The organism is Martinezella sp. CNPSo 3890, assembly GCF_057784455.1.
The window spans coordinates 314,688-333,479 of sequence record NZ_JBXSOR010000003.1 but is presented as its reverse complement, the minus strand read 5'-3'; the positions used below and the strand labels follow the sequence as shown (position 1 = coordinate 333,479).

General features: G+C 59.5%; 17 protein-coding genes and 1 other RNA gene. 9 read left to right on the top strand and 9 right to left on the bottom strand.

Features of this window, described 5'->3' with window-relative positions; all coding sequences use genetic code 11:
- Nucleotides 1-78 precede the first annotated feature (78 nt).
- Nucleotides 79-3,789: an AsmA family protein gene (locus tag AC13RC_RS11520; RefSeq protein ID WP_488557199.1), complete on the top strand. Its 3,711-nt coding sequence runs from the start codon at nucleotides 79-81 to the stop codon at nucleotides 3,787-3,789.
- Nucleotides 3,790-3,870: 81 nt separating this feature from the next.
- Here AC13RC_RS11520 and AC13RC_RS11515 read toward each other — a convergent pair whose 3' ends face one another.
- The 4 genes from AC13RC_RS11515 to ssrA all read right to left on the bottom strand — a co-directional run bounded on the left by AC13RC_RS11515 (nucleotide 3,871) and on the right by ssrA (nucleotide 5,439).
- Entirely contained in the window at nucleotides 3,871-4,083 is a 213-nt protein-coding gene (locus tag AC13RC_RS11515) for a ribbon-helix-helix domain-containing protein (RefSeq protein WP_488557198.1), read from the bottom strand.
- A 104-nt stretch (nucleotides 4,084-4,187) separates the two neighbouring features.
- Entirely contained in the window at nucleotides 4,188-4,382 is a 195-nt protein-coding gene (locus AC13RC_RS11510; protein ID WP_113332950.1) for a DUF4169 family protein, read from the bottom strand.
- Between the two features lie 55 nt (nucleotides 4,383-4,437).
- Nucleotides 4,438-4,950, bottom strand: coding sequence for an SspB family protein (locus AC13RC_RS11505; RefSeq protein WP_488557197.1), 513 nt, complete (start codon nucleotides 4,948-4,950; stop codon nucleotides 4,438-4,440).
- Between the two features lie 118 nt (nucleotides 4,951-5,068).
- Nucleotides 5,069-5,439, bottom strand: a transfer-messenger RNA (tmRNA) gene (gene ssrA, locus AC13RC_RS11500).
- A gap of 183 nt (nucleotides 5,440-5,622) precedes the next feature.
- Here ssrA and AC13RC_RS11495 point away from each other — a divergent pair.
- The gene (locus AC13RC_RS11495) at nucleotides 5,623-6,543 is read left to right on the top strand and encodes a thymidylate synthase (RefSeq protein WP_069612493.1); all 921 of its coding nucleotides are present in this window, start codon (nucleotides 5,623-5,625) and stop codon (nucleotides 6,541-6,543) included.
- A 71-nt stretch (nucleotides 6,544-6,614) separates the two neighbouring features.
- Here the strand turns inward: AC13RC_RS11495 and AC13RC_RS11490 are convergent, their stop codons facing one another.
- Nucleotides 6,615-7,136, bottom strand: coding sequence for a GNAT family N-acetyltransferase (locus AC13RC_RS11490; protein WP_488557196.1), 522 nt, complete (start codon nucleotides 7,134-7,136; stop codon nucleotides 6,615-6,617).
- Between the two features lie 205 nt (nucleotides 7,137-7,341).
- Here AC13RC_RS11490 and AC13RC_RS11485 point away from each other — a divergent pair, with 205 nt between their 5' ends.
- The 6 genes from AC13RC_RS11485 to AC13RC_RS11460 all read left to right on the top strand — a co-directional run bounded on the left by AC13RC_RS11485 (nucleotide 7,342) and on the right by AC13RC_RS11460 (nucleotide 13,602).
- Nucleotides 7,342-7,908 carry a helix-turn-helix domain-containing protein gene (locus AC13RC_RS11485; RefSeq protein WP_488557195.1) on the top strand — a complete coding sequence of 189 codons (567 nt, stop codon included), beginning with the start codon at nucleotides 7,342-7,344 and terminating at the stop codon, nucleotides 7,906-7,908.
- Between the two features lie 101 nt (nucleotides 7,909-8,009).
- Nucleotides 8,010-8,846 carry an NAD(P)-dependent oxidoreductase gene (locus AC13RC_RS11480; RefSeq protein ID WP_488557194.1) on the top strand — a complete coding sequence of 279 codons (837 nt, stop codon included), beginning with the start codon at nucleotides 8,010-8,012 and terminating at the stop codon, nucleotides 8,844-8,846.
- Between the two features lie 105 nt (nucleotides 8,847-8,951).
- Nucleotides 8,952-9,470 (top strand): dihydrofolate reductase, encoded by a 519-nt coding sequence (locus AC13RC_RS11475; RefSeq protein ID WP_113390635.1) that lies wholly within the window; start codon nucleotides 8,952-8,954, stop codon nucleotides 9,468-9,470.
- 163 nt (nucleotides 9,471-9,633) lie between these two features.
- Nucleotides 9,634-10,758: an FtsH protease activity modulator HflK gene (gene hflK / locus AC13RC_RS11470; RefSeq protein WP_113390636.1), complete on the top strand. Its 1,125-nt coding sequence runs from the start codon at nucleotides 9,634-9,636 to the stop codon at nucleotides 10,756-10,758.
- On the top strand, nucleotides 10,758-11,696 hold the full coding sequence (hflC, locus tag AC13RC_RS11465; RefSeq protein ID WP_113390637.1) for a protease modulator HflC: 939 nt from the start codon (nucleotides 10,758-10,760) through the stop codon (nucleotides 11,694-11,696). The genes hflK and hflC overlap by 1 nt, the downstream gene beginning before the upstream one ends.
- A gap of 193 nt (nucleotides 11,697-11,889) precedes the next feature.
- Entirely contained in the window at nucleotides 11,890-13,602 is a 1,713-nt protein-coding gene (locus AC13RC_RS11460; protein WP_488557193.1) for a DegQ family serine endoprotease, read from the top strand.
- Nucleotides 13,603-13,605: 3 nt separating this feature from the next.
- Here AC13RC_RS11460 and AC13RC_RS11455 read toward each other — a convergent pair whose 3' ends face one another.
- The 3 genes from AC13RC_RS11455 to serB are packed head-to-tail and all read right to left on the bottom strand — an operon-like array spanning nucleotide 13,606 to nucleotide 15,668.
- Complete coding sequence (locus AC13RC_RS11455; RefSeq protein ID WP_488557192.1) at nucleotides 13,606-14,184, bottom strand: GNAT family N-acetyltransferase; 579 nt, start codon at nucleotides 14,182-14,184, stop codon at nucleotides 13,606-13,608.
- The gene (locus AC13RC_RS11450) at nucleotides 14,181-14,744 is read right to left on the bottom strand and encodes a GNAT family N-acetyltransferase (protein ID WP_145316807.1); all 564 of its coding nucleotides are present in this window, start codon (nucleotides 14,742-14,744) and stop codon (nucleotides 14,181-14,183) included. Before AC13RC_RS11450 ends, AC13RC_RS11455 begins: the two co-directional genes overlap by 4 nt.
- A gap of 33 nt (nucleotides 14,745-14,777) precedes the next feature.
- Nucleotides 14,778-15,668, bottom strand: coding sequence for a phosphoserine phosphatase SerB (gene serB, locus AC13RC_RS11445; protein WP_113332958.1), 891 nt, complete (start codon nucleotides 15,666-15,668; stop codon nucleotides 14,778-14,780).
- On the opposite strand from serB, the gene miaA reads away from it, so the two are divergent.
- A complete protein-coding gene (gene miaA, locus AC13RC_RS11440) occupies nucleotides 15,667-16,563 on the top strand; it encodes a tRNA (adenosine(37)-N6)-dimethylallyltransferase MiaA (protein ID WP_488557191.1) in 897 nt (298 codons plus the stop codon). The two genes, serB and miaA, sit on opposite strands and share 2 nt — an antisense overlap.
- A gap of 8 nt (nucleotides 16,564-16,571) precedes the next feature.
- Here miaA and AC13RC_RS11435 read toward each other — a convergent pair whose 3' ends face one another.
- Nucleotides 16,572-18,596 carry a helicase HerA domain-containing protein gene (locus AC13RC_RS11435; RefSeq protein ID WP_183810858.1) on the bottom strand — a complete coding sequence of 675 codons (2,025 nt, stop codon included), beginning with the start codon at nucleotides 18,594-18,596 and terminating at the stop codon, nucleotides 16,572-16,574.
- Between the last annotated feature and the right edge of the window lie 196 nt (nucleotides 18,597-18,792).

Sequence of the window (18,792 nt, the reverse complement as noted above, 5' to 3'; positions counted from 1 at the left end):
ATCGGGTAGAACCATGCATATGCGCTCTGACAAGCGACGCCTGCATGTGTTGGGAATGAAGATTGGAGACGATACGCGTTGTTAGGTAGGGTCCTGGTTTTTCTGGGTGGATTGCTCGTGGTGGTGCTGTTCGTGGCGCTGCTCGCTCCGCTCTTCATAGACTGGACCGATTTTCGCAAGAACTTCGAGGATCAGGCGAGCCGCATCATCGGCAAGAAGGTGACCGTTCACGGCACAGTCGATGCCCGCCTTCTGCCGTTTCCGTCGGTAACGCTGCACGATGTCCGTGTCGGCCAGGAGGCTGATGGCACACCGCTGGTGCAGGTGGCTGAATTCTCAATGGATGCGGAACTTGCGCCTTTCCTTTCCGGTGAAGCGTTGATCTTTGATATGCGGGTGTCCAAGCCCAAGGTACGGCTGCGGCTGCTGAAGGATGGCACGCTTGACTGGATGCGCGGCAGCCAGCCGGAAATTCCCGCAAAGTCCGTCGTGCTCGAAAGCGTTCATGTCGAAGACGGCGATATTCTCTTCATTGACGAGCAGACGGGCAGGACCCGGCATGTCACCGGCCTGAACGCCCAGATGTCGGCCAGATCGCTTGCCGGCCCCTGGCGTATCGAGGGCGATGCGGCACTTGACAACGAGCATGGCAATTTCACGGTTTCCAGCAGCCAGCCTGATGACAACGGCGTCCTGCGTGTCCGCACCCGGCTGATGCCGGATCGCCATCCGCTGAATGTCGATCTCGACGGCGAATTGAAACTCGTCAACAGCAAGCCCGATTACATGGGCTCCTTCACCGCCGGGATCAACGATAAGCAGACGCGCGATTCCGCCGACCAGAAGGCGCAGCCCCGCATCAAGGGCCGTTTCGAGCTGACGAATGACCGCATTCGCGTTCCCGAATACCGTCTCGAAGTCGGCGCCGATGACGATCCCTATGTCGTCACCGGCGAGGCGACGCTGGATACGGGGTCCAAGCCAGAATTCCTGCTGACGGCCGATGGCCAGCAGATCGACGTCAATCGTCTCGGCAACAATAAGGGCACCAACGGCAAGACCAATCGCAACCCTGCAATCTCGGCGCGTCAGCGCCTCAACACTCTGATTGCGATCGCGGCTGAAATCCCGGTGCCGCAGGTCCCCGGCAAGGCGACCTTCCGCCTGCCGGCGATCGTCGCGGGCGACACGACCATACGCGACGTGCAGCTCGATCTCGAACCGGCGGGAACGGGATGGAAGATCGATCATGCGATCGGCACGATGCCCGGTCGCACGCAGGTCGAAGCGCGCGGCAATCTGATGCTGATGGGCGAGCCGAATTTCATCGGCAATCTGGTTGTCGCATCCAACCAGCCGTCGGGATTGGCCTCGTGGCTTGTAGGGTCCGTCGACCCGGCGATACGCCAGCTGCGTCAGGCCGGCTTCTCCGCCGATGTCAGCCTGAAGCATGACGAACAGCGCTTCGAAAATCTTGAGATTGCAATCGGTTCGGCCACGCTGAAAGGCCGGATCGATCGTCAGAGCGGGACAGACAAGGCCCCGCCAAAGCTTGCGGTCGACCTGATCGGCGATGCCCTCGACCTAGACGCACTGAGGGCGCTGACGGGGCTCTTCACAGGTCAGGATACGGGGGAATCCCTCTTTGATCATCGGATCACGGCGCATCTCCAGGCCGGAAAATTCATGGCATTCGGCGTGCCGGCGGAGAATGTTGATACGTCCTTCTCCGTTGCCAACGGCGCTCTGACGATCGATAAGCTCTCGGTGCACAATGTCGCCGGCGCCGAAATTACCGCAACCGGCCGCGCCGACGGCTCGCCTTCCGACTACAAGGGATCGGGCGAGATCACCTTCAAGGCTGCCGATCCCGGGCCGTTCTTCGAAATGCTGCGCCAGCATTTGCCGCATCATCCCGTCATGGACCGGTTGGTGCGCAATGCCGCATGGTATGGAAACACTGCTCTTCGCGGGGCGGTGACGCTCGGCGGGGATCAGGACAATGCGCTGACGGTGACGCTTGCCGGCGTTTCCAATGGCAGCCGCGTCAATTTCGATTATCGCATGTCCGATCTTTCGGCGTTCACGGGCAAGGGCACCACGACGCTCGAGGGAACGCTGGAAAATTCGGTGACGTCGATCCTGTTCGGCCAGGCGGGTCTCGATCCGTTGCCTGTCGAAGCCGATGCCAACGGTCGTCTGACGCTGAAAGTGTCCGCAAGCGGCACCGATCCGGCGGATGCGGCACTCACCTTTGCGACCGACAAGACATCGTTTACCGCAAACGGCAAGGTGGATGTCCGTCCCGCCACCTTCCTCAATGGCAACATAACGCTGTCGCTCGAAAGTGCTGATATCGATCCTTATTTCGTGATGAACGGCATCGGCGTTCCACAGATGGGTGCCGGCTTGCCGGTGAAGTTCCAGGCCAATGCCGCACTGAACCCGGACAAGATCGTGTTTTCGGACATGAAGGGGCTGTTTGCCGACAACAACATGTCCGGCACGCTGACCGTTGATCGGAAGGCGCCGAATCTCAAGGCGTCGGGCGAATTGTCGCTCGACAAGGCGGATCTCGACTGGCTGGTGGAAGCCATCTACGGGCCGATAAGCGATCCGAAAACAGGCACTCTGAACCAGGATAAACTCGGGCTGCCTGCCTTCACCGGAATGGATATCGGCGTCAAGCTTTCCGCAAAGCAGGTATGGCCCGGCATATTCGGTCCCATTTCGAATTTCGCCGCCAATGCGACCTACAAGGGCGAAGAATTGCGGCTTAACGATCTGACGGGTGGCTGGAACGGCGGCACGCTGACCGGCAGCGCAATGTTCGCCAATTCCGACGGTACCGGCCTGCTGCAGACGAAGCTTAGCCTGGCCAACGGCGATCTCGCCGCTGTCGCCTGGCAACGTGACGGTGCACCGCTTGCCACCGGTCGCTTTGGCCTTGCGATGAATGCCGAAGCGAGCGGCAAGAGCATTGCCGACCTTGCGGCCAATGCCAGCGGTTCGGGTGAAATGAAGCTCGGCGAGACGCATGTACGTGGCCTCAATCTCTCCGTCATGCCGCCGCTCCTCTCGGCGACGGATCAGATTCAGGGTGATATCACCGCCGCCAAGGTGCTGCCGATCGTGCAGACGCTGCTCAATAATGGCGAAGCGGTCCTTCCGGCGACGAGCATTCCTTTCAACATTTCCGCCGGTGTGATGCGGGCGACCAATATTGCCGCCGGCAACGATCTGGCAAAGCTTTCGGGCAATGCCGAAATCAGTCTGCCGGATGAGCGTATGCGCGGCTCTCTCGGCATCGATTTCAACGCCGGCTCAGAAACCCAGAGCGGGGCGGAACCGGCCTTGCGCCTCGATTTCGCCGGCCCGCTGGCCTCACCGGGCCGGACAATGGACGTGACGGATGTGACCAGCTTCCTGTCGGTTCGGGCATTCGAGCGCGAACGCCGGCGTGTCGAGCGCCTGCAGGCCAATGTGCTTGAAAAGCAGAGGCTGCGGCGGGAGGTGGCGCTGTACAAGTATGTTGCAGGCGTGCGCGAGGCTCTGCGCCAGCGCGATGCCGCTATCGAGCAGCAGCGTCGTGCAGAAGAAGAACGGTTACGCAATTTAGCCCAGCAAGCGGCCACCCAGAAGCAGGCGGAGGAAGAGGCGCGCGCCAAACAGGCGGCGGAGGAAGCGGCCAAGGCCAAGGCGGCGGCCGAAGCGCGAGCCAAGGCCGAAGCGCAGCATGCGCCGGCGGGACCTCTGAATTTCAATGAACTGCCGGGAGTTGCCCAGTAAACAGGGCGGTTGTGGATCGATCCACATCTGGTAGGTGAGGCGCAGCGCTCACGATATCGTCGTGAACTCCTCTGCAGCCATTCAGTTGCGATCCTTCAGCCATCTGAGGACATAGAGGCGAAGTGCCGAGGAAAGATTGCTTCCGGCTTCGCGCCCGTCGTCGATCTCGGAGATCAATGCTGCGAGCGACATGCCGCGCACACTGGCGATAGCCTTCAGTTCCGTCCAGAAGGCATCTTCAAGGGAAAAGCTTGTGCGATGGCCATGCAGCGTCGCGGAATGTTTGCGGATCATCGGCGGATCGATCAAAAATCGGAAATGGCGGGATATTTCTGAAAGTGATTCAAAATGCGGAAGTAAGCAACTGATTTCTGAAGTTTTTTATCTCGGGGTCTAAACTAGTCTTCGGTCTTCTTGGTTTCGATTCGCCCGGCCTCGTGCGTCTTCTCGGCCTTTTCGTTAAGCGCCGACGTCAGCTTCTTCTCTGCCTTGGTTCGCCCGAAGGCGATGCGGTTCTGCTCCGCTTGCTTTTCCTTGTCCGAGCGGGCCTGCTTTTTGCGAAACTGGCGCAGATTGACGATTTCGGCGCTCATCGATCTCTTCCGTTACCGATACGAAAAAGGGAAGCGAATGCTTCCCCTCCAATGCCTATTGCTTCTTGCGGAATGCGTCGAGGGAGACGACCGATCCCGGCTTCTTTTCCTCGCCTTCCTTGGCTGCCGCCGCCGGCGCTTCCTCGCCTTCGGCCGGTACGGAATAGGCCGTAATCTCGCTGGAGGAGGTTTCCTCTTCCTCGTCAGCCAGCGGCACGTCGAACTCCAGCTCGAAATTCACCGATGGGTCATAGAAGCCGCGGATGGCGTTGAAGGGGACGACCAGTTTTTCCGGAACGTCGGAGAAGGAAAGGCCGATCTCGAATTGGCTTTCGCTGATCTTCAGGTCCCAGAACTGGTGCTGGATGACGATGGTCATCTGCTCGGGATACTTCGCCTTCAGGTGCTGCGAAATGCGCACACCCGGAGCGCCGGTCAGAAAAGTGATGAAGAAGTGGTGATCACCGGGCAGGCGGCCTGTAGCGGCGACCTCGGTCAGCACCTTGCGGATCACTCCACGCAGGGCGTCCTGTGCCAAAATGTCGTAGCGGATATGATCCTGCCCCATGCTTTCCTGTCTTTCGTTGGCCATGTTTTTTATAGGCTTATGCCACGCTGAACGCCGCCGGAAAAGCCCTATGCGCGAGTCACCGCCTGTCGATCTATAATATAGCACTGGAGAAGAAGGTGAAGGCTTCTGTTGCCAGGTGCCTTCGAACCCCGCCTAAGAGTGCGACCCCTTAGGACTTTATTTGAAGTGTCACACCGCGATTAAGCAGCGAGACGAGCTTCCGCATAGTTGTCGTTTGCAACTACAATTTTAGCCCGATAACGGCGGTACAATGCCGAGCGAAAAGTCGATCTTTACACCCTTGTCGATCCTGTTTCGCCCCCATCAAAAGCCGGTCTGACGCCAGTCTTGCCGGCCGGTTTTTGGTGGAGGCGCCGGGTACCGCCCCCGGGTCCAATAGGTTTATTACACCGCTCATTTATCGCCATAGCCGGCCCGAAGACCGGCAAAGCTGATATAGTGTTTTCCGCCGGCGAAGGGAAGGGCAATTGTCATAATTACGTCGCGGAAACATCGGTTTGTCCGCGAAGCTCAGAGATTTACCTGAATTACGTTTCCCTGCGGTTGGTTTCACAGCGGCTTGTCATTAAAATTGCGAAAAAGGAATCGGCGGGCTGCCGTTCGGGCAAGCCTTACGGCCGGAAATTTCAAGCGATTTCGGAGCAGAAGATGGCTCGTCACCCAGAGTATCAATATCTCGACCTGATGGCGCACCTGCTCGAGCACGGCGATCGCCGGATCGATCGCACCGGCGTCGGCACCTTGAGCGGCCTCGGCGCGATGATGCGATTCGATCTTTCGAAAGGGCAGATCCCGATCTTCACGACGAAACGCGTCTACTGGAAGCTCGCCGTCAAGGAGATGCTCTGGTTCCTGACCGGCGACACCAATATCCGCAATCTGCTGAAGGAAAATGTGCGGATCTGGACCGACTGGCCGCTCGCCAAATATCGCAAGGCCACGGGCGAAGAGATCGATCAGGTTGCTTTTGAAAAGCGTATCCTTGAGGACGAGGCCTTTGCTCTGCAATGGGGCGATCTCGGCCCGGTCTATGGTAAGCAGTGGCGGCAATGGCGCGATGCCGAAGGCCGCGTGCATGACCAGCTCGCCGCTGTTATCAAGGATCTCAAGACCAATCCCAGCAGCCGCCGCATGATCTTCCATGCCTGGAATGTCGGCGAGCTTGCCGATATGGCGCTGCATCCATGCCACATGGTCTATCAGTTCCACGTATCGAACATCTCGGCGGAAGGAGGCAAGCGCCCGCGTCTCAGCCTGATGGTCTTCCAGCGTTCGTGCGATTTGTTCCTCGGCAATCCCTTCAACATCTGCCAGCAGGCGGTTTTGCTCGCCATGGTCGCGCAGCAGGTCGATATGGATATGGGCGAGCTGGTCTGGTCAGGTGGCGATGTTCACCTCTATCTCAATCATTTGGATGCCATTCGCGAGCAGCTCAGCCGTGAGCCCAAACCGTTTCCAACCTTGCGCCTGCTGCGCCATCCGGACAGCATCGACGATTATCGTATCGAGGATTTCGAGGTTCTGGGGTATGAACCACACGCGGCGATCGCGGCCGAAGTCGCGGTTTAGGTGTTTCGGCCGGCAACACCGGCGAGAATGAGTTTTGCCACCGTGATCGGCATGATCCCCATGCCCACAGCTTATGGTTTGGGATCGGGATCGACGCGTTCGTCCAGCAAGAGCTGCAGGAAGGCGAGATCCAACCACCGCCCGAACTTCGTGCCGACCTGCGGGAGGAGGCCGACCTGCTGGAAGCCGAGTTTTTCGTGCAGCCGAATGGAGGCGACGTTGCCGGCCTCGATGCCTGCGACCATCGCATGTTTGCCGATCGCCCGGGCACGCTCGATCAGCTCCATCATCAGCGCCTTGCCGATGCCGCCGCGATATTGATCGTTGCGCACATAGACTGAATGCTCGACCGTGTGCCGATAGCCGTCAAAGGCACGCCAGTCGCCGAAGGAGGCATAGCCGACTACTTCCCCATGATCATCGATCGCCACCAGCACGGGGTAACCGAGTTTATGCCGATCCTGCAACCATTGTTTGCGGTTGGCAATATCGACCTGCGTCTCGTTCCAGATCGCGGCGGTGTTGGCGACGGCGTCGTTATAGATCGCGGTTATTCCCTCGAGATCTTCGTCTCTCGCATCGCGAATTTGCATCGGCGGCTCCGTAGGGCATCCGTTAAATCGGATAGATGTCTTTGTTACTCTATCCTGTCATACATCGATTTCCATATCTGTCCACTATATTATTACATATGTCCGGCGGATAAAAAGCGCGACGCTAATGCTACTGCGAAATCAGGTTTTCGGATGCGCAAGGCGCTAATTGTCAGCTCTGCGGACGTCCACTATAGTAAAACGCATGCCTCACCTTGATGATATCGACAGGCGCATAGGCGCACGCATTCGCATCGAACGGGAAAGCCGCGGTTGGTCGCTGACGGAGCTGGCGGACCGCTCTACCGTATCCCGTGCCATGATCCACAAGATCGAGCGCGGCGAAAGCAGCCCGACGGCGACGTTGCTCGGCAAGCTTTCCGGTGCCTTCAGCCTGAGCATGTCGACCCTGATGGCGCGTGCGGAGATGCAGCAGGGCCGGTTTCTCCGGAAGGAAGAGCAGCCCGTCTGGATTGATCCGCAGACGGGTTATGAGCGCCGGCACGTTTCCCCGAAGTCGGACCTGCCGCTCGATCTCGTCCGCATCGAACTGCCCGCAGGCGCGGAGGTTCCGATGCCCGCATCGGCTTATGCCTTCATGCGGCAGCTTATCTGGGTGCTGGAGGGACAGCTGATCTTTCTCGAAGGAGATGCGAAGCACTCGATGTCGGTGGGCGATTGCCTTGAGCTCGGTCCGCCGACGGACTGCATCTTCAAAAATGAAAGCGGAGAGCCCTGCATCTATGCCGTCCTCGTGCTTCGTAACGCCTGAGGGGCAGCGCTAAACTTAGCGTTACCACAAGGCATTATGCTCGTCCGGCCGGACGATAGGCGATATGCTGCCGTCTTCCTCGATCGGAGAAGGAGTTGGCCGTGGAGATCGCAGTCATCGGAGCCGGCGCAATGGGAAGTGCCATTGGCCGGCGTTTGGTCGAAAACGGGGCGAGGGTGCTCACCTATCTCGAAGGACGTTCGGCTTCGACTGTCGAGCGGGCGAAAGCAGCCGGCATGCAACCGGTCGATCTGGCCGATGTTGCCGCATCGCGTCTCATTCTTTCTATCGTTCCGCCTGCTGAAGCAGTGGCCGTCGCCAGGCACATTGCCGGCGAGCTTCGGCGGAGCGGAAGCAAGACCACATTCATGGATTGCAACGCGATCTCGCCGAAGACGATGGCGGAGGTTGCGGCGATCTTCGGCGGCGATTGTGGCGTAGTTCTCGACGGCTCCATCATCGGCGGTCCGCCGAAACCGGGCCAGAAGGGACCGAAACTCTATGTAAGCGGCGATACAGCGAACGACAGCGGTGTGCTTGCGGATCATGGGCTTCAGGTCCGCCGCATCGATGGGGCAATCGGCGCGGCCTCGGCATTGAAGATGTGCTACGCCGGCATCAATAAGGGTGTGACGGGCCTTGGCACGGCCATGCTGCTTGCGGCGATCCGTTCGGGTGCCGACGCCGCCCTGAAACGCGAACTTCAGGAAAGCTTGCCAGATCTCGATGCGAAATTCGTCCAGGGAATTCCGGATATGTATCCGAAAGCCTATCGCTGGGTCGCGGAGATGGAGGAGATTTCCGAATTCCTCGGCGAGGACGATCCAGCTGCGTTGATATTCAAAGGTATGGCCGGGCTCTATCGGAGGATGGCCAATGATCGAGAAGGCGGGGGCGTTTTGGCCGACCAACTCGATAAATTGAATAGTGGCGCCTGATACCGGGCCGTGGCAGGTGCGTTCCATCTGCCGTTGCGGCCATGATGATATAAAGTCGTCGGACCGACTCGCATTGGCGTCGGTGAGGCAGACTGAGGGAGACGCATGACCCAGCCGATCAAAACCATCGTCGTTGCCGTATCGCGCAACGGCATCATCGGGCGCGAAGGCGATATGCCCTGGCGGCTGTCATCCGATCTCAAGCGCTTCAAGGCGATGACGCTCGGCAAACCCGTAATCATGGGTCGCAAGACGTTCCAGTCGATCGGCAAGCCGCTGCCGGGCCGGCCGAATGTCGTCATTACCCGGGATAACGATTTTGTGGCCGAGGGAATAATGGTGGCGCACTCGCTCGATGAAGCGATCTCGGTTGCGTCGCGTCTGGCGAACGAGAGCAATGTCGACGAAATCTGCATCCTCGGCGGTGGCGAAATCTATCGGCAGGCAATCGGTCTGGCAGACCGGCTGCTGATCACCCATGTCGAGGCGGACGTAGAGGGCGACACCTCCTTTCCAAAGATCGATCCCGGCATCTGGCAGGCGGACAGCGAGCTTGCCGTTCCGGCTGGAGAAAAGGACACTTATCCAACGCGTTTCGTTCGCTATTTCAGACGAAAAGCATAAGAGCTGCCCCCAAAAAGCAAATATTTTCCAATGAATCCGACGAACTTCCTGAAGTCGCGTTGAAAGCAGGTGCTTCGATACCTATAACGGGAAACAATCGCTGCCACCCGCGAATTTCGTGGGCGTGGCGCGATATCGGGAGTCAACAAACAAAGAGGTTTTGATGCCTTGGAGCAATCAGAATGGCGGCGGCGGTGGCCCATGGGGCGGCGGTGGCGGCGGAAATAATCAGGGACCCTGGGGGCAGGGACCGAACCGGCCGCGAGGCAGCGGCAGCGGCGGGCCACCCGACCTTGAGGATATTATTCGCCGCGGTCAGGACCGATTGAAAGGTTTCGTACCTGGTGGCTTCAATGCAGGCGTCGTACTCATCATCATCGCAGTGATTGCCGTTTTCTGGCTGATCCAGTGCATCTATACCGTGCAGCCGGACGAACGTGGCGTTGAGCTGCGCTTCGGCAAGCCGCGCGAGGAAGTCTCCATGCCCGGCCTGCATTTCCATTTCTGGCCGATGGACCGCATCGAATTCGTGAAGGTCACCGAACAGCAGCGCAATATTGGCGGCCGCTCCTCGGCCGGTTCGAATGCTGGTCTGATGCTGACGGGCGATCAGAACATCGTCAACGTGCAGTTCTCGATCCTCTATACTGTGACCAACCCGCAATCCTACCTGTTCAATCTCGAGACCCCCGACGAGACTTTGCAGCAGGTTGCGGAGAGCGCTATGCGTGAGGTCGTTGGCCGCCGTCCGGCTCAGGACATCTATCGCGACAAGCGTCAGGAAATCGCGACCGAGGTCAGAAGCATCATCCAGGATACGATGGATCGCTACGGCTCCGGTATCTCCATCAACGCCGTTCCGATCGAGGATGTCTCGCCGCCGCGCGAAGTGGCCGATGCATTCGAGGAAGTGCAGCGTGCGGAGCAGAACGAAGACCAGCAGGTGGAAGAGGCCAATCAATACGCCAACCAGAAGCTTGGTCAGGCCCGCGGCCGCGCGGCTCAGATCCGCGAAGAAGCGGCTGCCTACAAGGACCGTATCGTGAAGGAAGCGCAGGGTGAGGCGCAGCGCTTCATCTCAATCTACGACGAATACGTCAAGGCGCCCGAAGTCACGCGCAAGCGTCTGTTCCTGGAAACCATGGAGTCCGTCATCGGCAATTCCAACAGCATCATCATCGACGACAAGCAGGGCGTCGTGCCTTACCTGCCGCTGAATGAAATCGGCAAGCAGTCCACGACGCCGGCGGGCAAGCCCGCTGCTGCAACTCAGCCGGAGGCCAAATAATGACATCCAGCCGTTTGCCAGCCATTCTTATCGCGCTCGCGGTAGTGCTGCTGCTTATTTATTCGTCGGTGTTCGTGGTCAACGCGCGTGAACAGGCGATCGTCCTGCGCTTCGGCCAGATTCGTGACGTGAAGACGGAGCCCGGCATATACTTCAAGCTGCCTTTCGCCTTCATGGATGCCGATCGCGTCCAGTATGTGCAACTGCAGGAACTCCGCTTCGATCTGGATAATATCCGTGTCCAGGTCTCCGGCGGCAAGTTCTACGAAGTCGATGCCTTCGTGGTCTACAAGATCATGGATGCGCGCAAGTTCCGCGAGACCGTCTCGGGCGATCGCGATGCGGCTGAATCGCGTCTCAGAACCCGCCTCGACGCTGCTCTGCGCCGTGTCTATGGTCTGCGGGGTTTCGAGGCGGCGCTTTCGAATGAACGTGCCGCGATGATGACGGAAGTGCGCAACGATCTGCATCGCGATGCGGAATCACTCGGCCTCAACATTGAGGACGTCCGCATTCGTCGCACGGACCTGTCTCAGGAAGTGTCGCAGAACACTTACGACCGTATGAAGGCCGAGCGTCTGGCGGAAGCCGAGTTGATCCGCGCACGCGGTAACGAAGAGGGCCAGCGCCGCCGGGCGGTTGCTGACCGTCAGGTCGTCGAGATCGTTGCCGATGCGCAGAAGGATTCGGAGGTGCTGCGTGGTGAAGGCGAAGCTGAGCGCAACGCCATCTTCGCGGATGCCTCGAAGCGCGATCCGAACTTCTACGAGTTCTATCGCTCGATGGCTGCCTACAACAAGGCGCTTGCCTCCGGCGGCAAGACGCTCGTGCTGCCGCCGAACCAGTCGGACTTCTTCAAGTATTTCGACAGTCCTGCCGGTTCCGCACCCAATTCCGGGGCGCCGGCACTCGTCAATCCGACGCCGCCGGCGAACTGAGGCGTCATACACTGAAACGACAGGGCTGCCTCAGGGCGGCCCTTTTCTTTATGACGGATTGCATCACCTTTTGCCTGCAAGCAACGGCGGCGAGGAGCTTCGGGGATTTCTCAAAAAGGTGATTTCACGCTTCATCATTCCGCCTTATGTTGATGCTTATACAAGTTTTCCCCTATCGTGATGAGGATGCCTGATGGCTTCGACCAATCGCCTGCCTTTCAGCCGTTCGTTTGCCTTGCTCGCAAGCATCGCATTGATTGCCGGCCCCGTTGCGGGCGTCACCGAACAGGCTTATGCGCAGACGCAGAACAGCGGTGCGACCGAAGGCGCCCAGCCGCCGGCCGCGACCAACAATCAGACGCCGCCGGCAGCATCTCCAACGGTCACGACGAACCCGGCCATGAATGCCGGTCCGGCATCGGTTGCGGATCTGGCTTCCGGATTGCTCGATGCGGTCGTCAATATTTCCACGTCGCAGAAGGTCAAAGATGAGGGGAATGGGCCGGCCACTCCGAAAGTGCCGGACAATTCGCCCTGGCAGGATGAGTTCAACGATTTCTTCAATAACAAGAAAGACGACGACAGCAACCGCAAGGTGAGCTCGCTCGGCTCCGGCTTCGTCATCGATCCCTCAGGCTATATCGTCACCAACAATCACGTCATCGAAGGGGCCGACGATATCGAGGCGATCTTCCCGAACGGCACGAAGTTGAAGGCCAAGCTGATCGGAACGGATACGAAGACTGACCTTTCGGTCCTCAAGGTCGAGCCGAAGCACCCGCTCACGGCGGTCAAGTTCGGCGATTCCTCCAAGATGCGGATCGGCGACTGGGTGATGGCGATCGGCAACCCCTTCGGCCTCGGCGGCTCGGTGACCGTCGGCATCGTCTCGGCGCGTGGCCGCAACATCAACGCCGGCCCCTACGACAATTTCATTCAGACGGATGCGGCGATCAACAAAGGCAATTCCGGCGGTCCGCTCTTCAACATGAAGGGCGAGGTGATCGGCATCAACACCGCCATCATCTCCCCGAGCGGCGGCTCGATCGGTATCGGCTTTGCCGTCCCGTCCGAACTGGCTGAGGGCGTCGTCAATCAGCTCCGTGACTTCGGCGAGACGCGCCGCGGCTGGCTCGGCGTGCGCATCCAACCGGTCACGGACGATGTCGCCAATAGTCTCGGTCTTTCAGAAGCCAAGGGAGCCCTTGTGGCTGGTGTCATCAAGGGCGGCCCTGTCGATAACGGCTCGATCAAGGCGGGCGATGTCATCCTGAAGTTCGACGGCAAGGATGTGGACGAGATGCGCGATTTGCCGCGTGTTGTCGCCGAAAGCCCCGTCGGTAAGGAAGTCGATGTCGTCGTCTACCGCGATGGCAAGCAGCAAACCATCAAAGTGACGCTCGGTCGGCTGGAGGATAGCGATCAGGCGGCTGCTGCAAGCACCGACAAGAACAAGAAGCCGCAGCTTGCGCCTGACGATAAGGGCAACAGTGACGGCGTCATCAATCCCGACCAGGGAGACGATGGTGACGACGACGGTATGGATGGACAGGATCAGGGCGGCGACCCGCAGCAATCACCGCAGGCTCAGCCGCCGGTTCAGGCGACCTCGAATATTCTCGGAATGAAGCTCTCGACGCTGACTGCCGAAAACCGCAAGAGCTTCGGCATCGCCGACAGTGTCGATGGCGTCGTCATCACCGAAGTGGCACCAGGCTCGGCAGCCGCGGAGAAGGGGCTGAAGCCTGGCGACGTCGTCGTTGAGGTCGCGCAGGAATTTGTCCAGACTCCGAGCGCTGCCTCGGAGAAAGTGGCTTCACTGAAGCGGGAAGGCCGCCGCAATGCGCAGATGATGATTGCGTCTCCGAACGGTGACTTGCGTTTCATCGCCGTCGCGCTGGAGTAGAATTCAGCTCCTAGCTTGCTCCGTCTGCTGCGCCCGCCACTCGGCGGCGCTGAGGCGATAGACCACATGACGCTTCAGGTGCGGATGCGTCTCCGGAATTTGCGGATGGTCGAAATCCCAGGCCGGATGAGAGTGCATGCCGATTTTGCGCATCACGGCCAGGGCGCGCGTATTGTCATGAACCGCAACGGACAGGATTTCTTCAAGGTTCAGCGCGGTAAAAGCGTGGTGCACAAGAGCCATGCCGGCTTCGGTTGCGTAGCCCTTTCCCCAATGGCGCGCCGATATCCGCCAGCCGATTTCCACGGCATCCCCCGGTAAAAGCGGTTCAAGCTGCACTCTCGACAGGCTGCAGAAACCGACTGTCGTGCCATCACCCTTCAAGACCGTGGTGAGAAGCTCGAAGCCGGGTTCCGGCGTTCCGTTCCGGATCATGGAAAAGATGGTGTCGGCATCTTCGCGGCTGCGGGCAAAGGGGAAGAATTCGAGGACGGCTGGGTCCGAGCTGAGTTCATAAAACAACCCACGATCCTCTTCCGCGCAGGGGCGCAGGATCAGTCGAGCCGTTTCGATCGGGGTCATTGCCGGGAGCGCCACTGAGCTGCCGTCAGTCGGTAGAGGACGTGGCGCTGCAGATGAGGATGGGTATCGGGCACATTGGGATGGTTGAAATCGCCGCCCTCGACGCGATGCATGCCGATCCGCTCCATGACAGCGGTCGACCTGACATTGTTATGCACGGCGAAGGAAACGATCTCGTCAAGGCCGTGCGTTTCGAAGCCGTGAGCAAGAAGCGCCCGCGCCGCCTCGCTGACCAATCCCTTGCCCCAGTGCCGCGCCACCAGCCGCCAGCCGATCTCGACGGTTCCGATCGCGACGAACGGTTCCAGATGATCGGTGCGCACCAGTCCGCAATAACCGATTGCCTCGCCGCTGGCTTTGAGCTCCAGCACATAGAGACCGAGTCCGGTTTCCGCGATCATCGACTGGACGCGATCGAAGAAGGCGTCCGCTTCCGCGCGATTGCGTCGGAACGGGAAGAACTCCATGACCGCCTCGTCGGAATTGATCTCCAAGGCCAGGTCGCGATCCCCTTCGCGCCAATTGCGAATGATGAGGCGTTCGGTTTCGGTAATGATCATCTGCGGTCCCCGAGCTCGGCGATTTGCGCTGCTCTATGGTTTGACGAAGTCCGTCTTGCGGTAGCCCTGGATATAGAGCAGGGCAGTCAGGTCACCGTGGTCGATGCGCATCCTGGCCTGCGCCGAAACAGTTGGCTTGGCATGGAGCGCGACGCCGGAACCGGCAAGCTGCAGCATACCAAGGTCATTGGCGCCGTCGCCGACGGCCATGGCGTCATCGGTGGATATACCGAGCTTTTCGGCGATATCGTTCAGCGCGTCCACCTTGGCCTGCTTACCGAGGATGGGCTCTTCGACGAGGCCGGTCAGGATACCCTTTTCTTCCAGCAGGACATTTGCCCGATTCTCGTCGAAGCCGAGGGTGGCGCCGATCCTGCTGGTGAAGACGGTGAAGCCGCCGGAAACAAGGGCGGCGTAATAACCCTTCGCCTTCATGGTGGCGATGAGTTCGGGGCCGCCCGGCGTCAGCGTGATGCGCTTGGCGATGACATCGTCGACAACGGAGAGCGGCAGTCCCTTCAAGAGAGCAACGCGCTCGCGTAGCGCCGGCTCGAAGGCGATTTCCCCATTCATGGCGCGGGCGGTGATATCGGCAACTTTCTCCTTGAGGCCGACTTCGGCAGCAAGCTCGTCGATGCATTCCTGGCCGATCATCGTGGAATCCATGTCGGCAATCAGCAATTTCTTGCGGCGGGTTTCGGCTTGCTGGATGACGAGATCGATAGGTTCGCTGCCGATCACCGCCAGTATATTGGCCTCTGCTGCCTCGATATCGGTGTCGTCGCGAAGCGCGATATCGCAGGCAATGCCGTCGGCCAGCCAGTAGAGCCCGGATGCCTTGACAGCATCAGCCGCCTGTTCGGCGATGGCCGGAACGAGAACGGGGTTTGACGGATTGGCAATAAGCGTGGCAACGAAGGCCATGAGCAGAAACCCTATAAGCAATATCGACGCGATCCTGATAACCGGGCCAACCGCCAGCGGCAAGTCCGCACTGGCGGTAGAATTGGCCGGTTCGCATGATGGTGTCGTCATCAATGCCGACAGCATGCAGGTCTATGATACCCTGCGCGTGCTGACCGCACGGCCCTCCGAGGCCGATATGGAGGGCATTCCACACCATCTTTACGGCCACGTCCCGGCGGGACAGGCGTATTCGACTGGCGTCTGGCTGCGCGAGGCAGACGCTTTGGTCGAGCGCCTGCGCGTCGAGGGCAGAATGCCTGTCTTCGTCGGTGGTACGGGTCTTTATTTCAAGGCGCTGACGGGCGGACTGTCCGACATGCCGGAAATTCCGCTTGGTATACGAAATCGCCTCCGCAGCCGGCTGGTGGCGGAAGGGGCGGAAGCGCTGCATCGTGAGCTTGCGGAGCGCGACGCCGCCGTCGCGGAAACGCTGAACTCGCAGGACGGGCAGCGTATCGTTCGCGCCCTGGAGGTGATCGAAGCAACGGGCCGGTCCATCGCCGCTTTTCAGGGGAAGACCGGGCCAATGGTCATCGATCCCGACCGTGCACGAAAGATCGTGGTTCTGCCTGAGCGAGCCGTTCTGCACGAGCGTATCAACAGCCGTTTCGAGAAAATGCTGGCTATGGGAGCGGAAGATGAGGTGCGGGCTCTTCTGGCACTGGATCTTCCGCTGGAAATGCCCGTCATGAAGGCGATCGGGGTCGCGCAGATTGCCGCGATGCTGAAGGGGGAGATGACACGTGCCGAAGTCATCGAAGCCGGATCCGCGGCGACGCGGCAATATGCCAAGCGGCAGATGACGTGGTTCCGCAATCAGATGGACGAGAGTTGGGAGCGTTTGAGCCCGTAGTTCGGGAGTCAGTCCTTGTCGTAAAGGCTGCTGAGTGGCTTTTTCAGAATGCTGTCCCGCAAGGACAGGCCCGATTCCCGCCGCAGGGATGGAGCGGCCTCTCTCGGCGGCACCGAGCGCGTGCCTCCTTCATCGCTGCGGAATTCGCGGCGCAGTTCCGCAAGCTTGCTGTCGATCGATGTTTGCGAGGCGGCCGCGGGTTGCGGTGCGGCGGTGCGCGGCAGCATGTCCGGACGATAGGGTTCGATCGGTTGCTGGCTCGTATCCGCTTGGGGCCGCATTGGCTGCTCGACTAACACTTCGTCGAAGTCATCCGTGATATGCGACATGGGCATAGCATTGTAGCTCTGCTGCAGAGGACTGATATCGGGACCTGTAATCGAGCGCATGCGGCCGATGATCGTGCGCAAATCGACCGTATCCGGCGAATCCTCACTGGTTTTCGCGACGCTGCCGCTGGCTTTTGGCAGCAAATGCCGTTCGACCTGGGAAAAGCGCATCCGCATCGGTACTGCGATGGCCTCGCCGAAGGCGATGGCTTCGCCATTGCCAATCGACGACAGGAAGCTTGTCGTCGAGATCGAGGAGTTCGGGATGGCCGAACGGATGATTTCCTGGTCACGATCATTGGCAAGGCGCATGGCAAACAGTGTCGAGCACTGCGACAGGATCGTCTGATCCAGTTCGCCCGGTCGCTGCGTGATGATGCCAAGCGATACGCCGTATTTGCGGCCTTCCTTGGCGATGCGGGCGATCGCCTGGCGCGTGGGGAAGAAGCCGAGCGTTGGGTCGGCGGGAATATAGCGGTGCGCCTCCTCGCAGACGACGAGCATGTGGATTGCGCCGTCGCTCCAGAGCGCCAGTTCGAAGGCCATGCGGCAAAGTACAGAAGCGACAGAATTGATGACTTCCGAAGGGATGCCGGCGAGCTGGAAGGTGCAGATCGGCTTGCCGTCACCGGGAATGCGGAAGATCTTGGCGATGGTCTCCATGATCGTATCGGTGATCGTGTTGTTGGAGAACATGAAGTGATAACGGGGATCGTTGATCGCCGAGATGATGCGCATCTTTAGGGAGCGCAGATGCGGCTTTTCCTGACGGCCTTCGAGGCGGCCAATGCGCTCGTCTATTAATGCCAGCAGATCGGCCATGCGGTAGGGAACCGGCGTGTCCGCTGTCACCGAGGCCTTTTCCGTCTGGCGTCGCATCAGAGTGGAATCGCTGCCGCGAAAGGCGCGTCTCGCTTCGGGGATAAGGTCACGCAGCGCATCGAGCTCTTCCGGCACTGCAGGACGGCCGCGGAAAACGACTTCGCTGAACTCCTCCAGCCGCATCAGCCAGAAGGGCAGGTCTAGGGTATCGGTGTCGATGACGACGGCGTGCCTTGGAAAGGCGGCGGCGAATTCGTTGTGCGGATCGAGGATCAGCACGCGCAGTTTCGGATCGGCTGCGATCGCCTTGTGCAGCAGCAGCGAGACCGCAGTGGATTTGCCGACGCCTGTGGAGCCGACGACCGCGAAATGCTTCGACAGCATTGAGGGAATATGGATGGCAGCATCGATGCTTTCGTCTTGCGTCAGCTTGCCGATGACGCAGCTGCTGCCCTTGCCGGCATCGAAAATGCGCATAAGGTCGGCCGCACGGATACGGTGCGCGATTGCACCGAGATAGGGATAGGCCGATATGCCGCTGGAAAACTCCTCGCGGCCATCCGGTCCGACACGGACTTCGCCGAGCAGTTCCACCTCGATGCGGAAGAGATTGTCCTGCCCTTCTCCCCAGCCGACGCTTTGCGTATTCATCGAATAGACAAGGGCTGCGACGCGGTTCTTCCCGACGCTGATGGAGATCAGTCGGCCGACCGACCAGAGTTCGGTCAGGTCCGTGCCGCCGGCCTCGGCCACGGCGGCGATCGTCGCTCTAGAACCGTTGCACGCGACAACGCGACCAAGGAAGCGATTTCCCGGCTTCAGCTTGTCGCGGCGATCAAAATCTCCAGCGTTGCCTGATGTCTGCAGGTCTTTATTCAGCAAACAGTTACCCCAACTAATAGATGCCGGAGCATAGAGACGTGGGCTTAACAAAACCCTGTCTGTTACCCATGCTTTTTATAGGGTTATGATGCTGTCGCGATTTTTTATTGCTTCACGCGTTGACGCTTCGAAATTTTCTGTCTATCACTTCGGCCCATGAAAAACTCGATGGTTCTTATCGTGGTGGGAAGGCGCA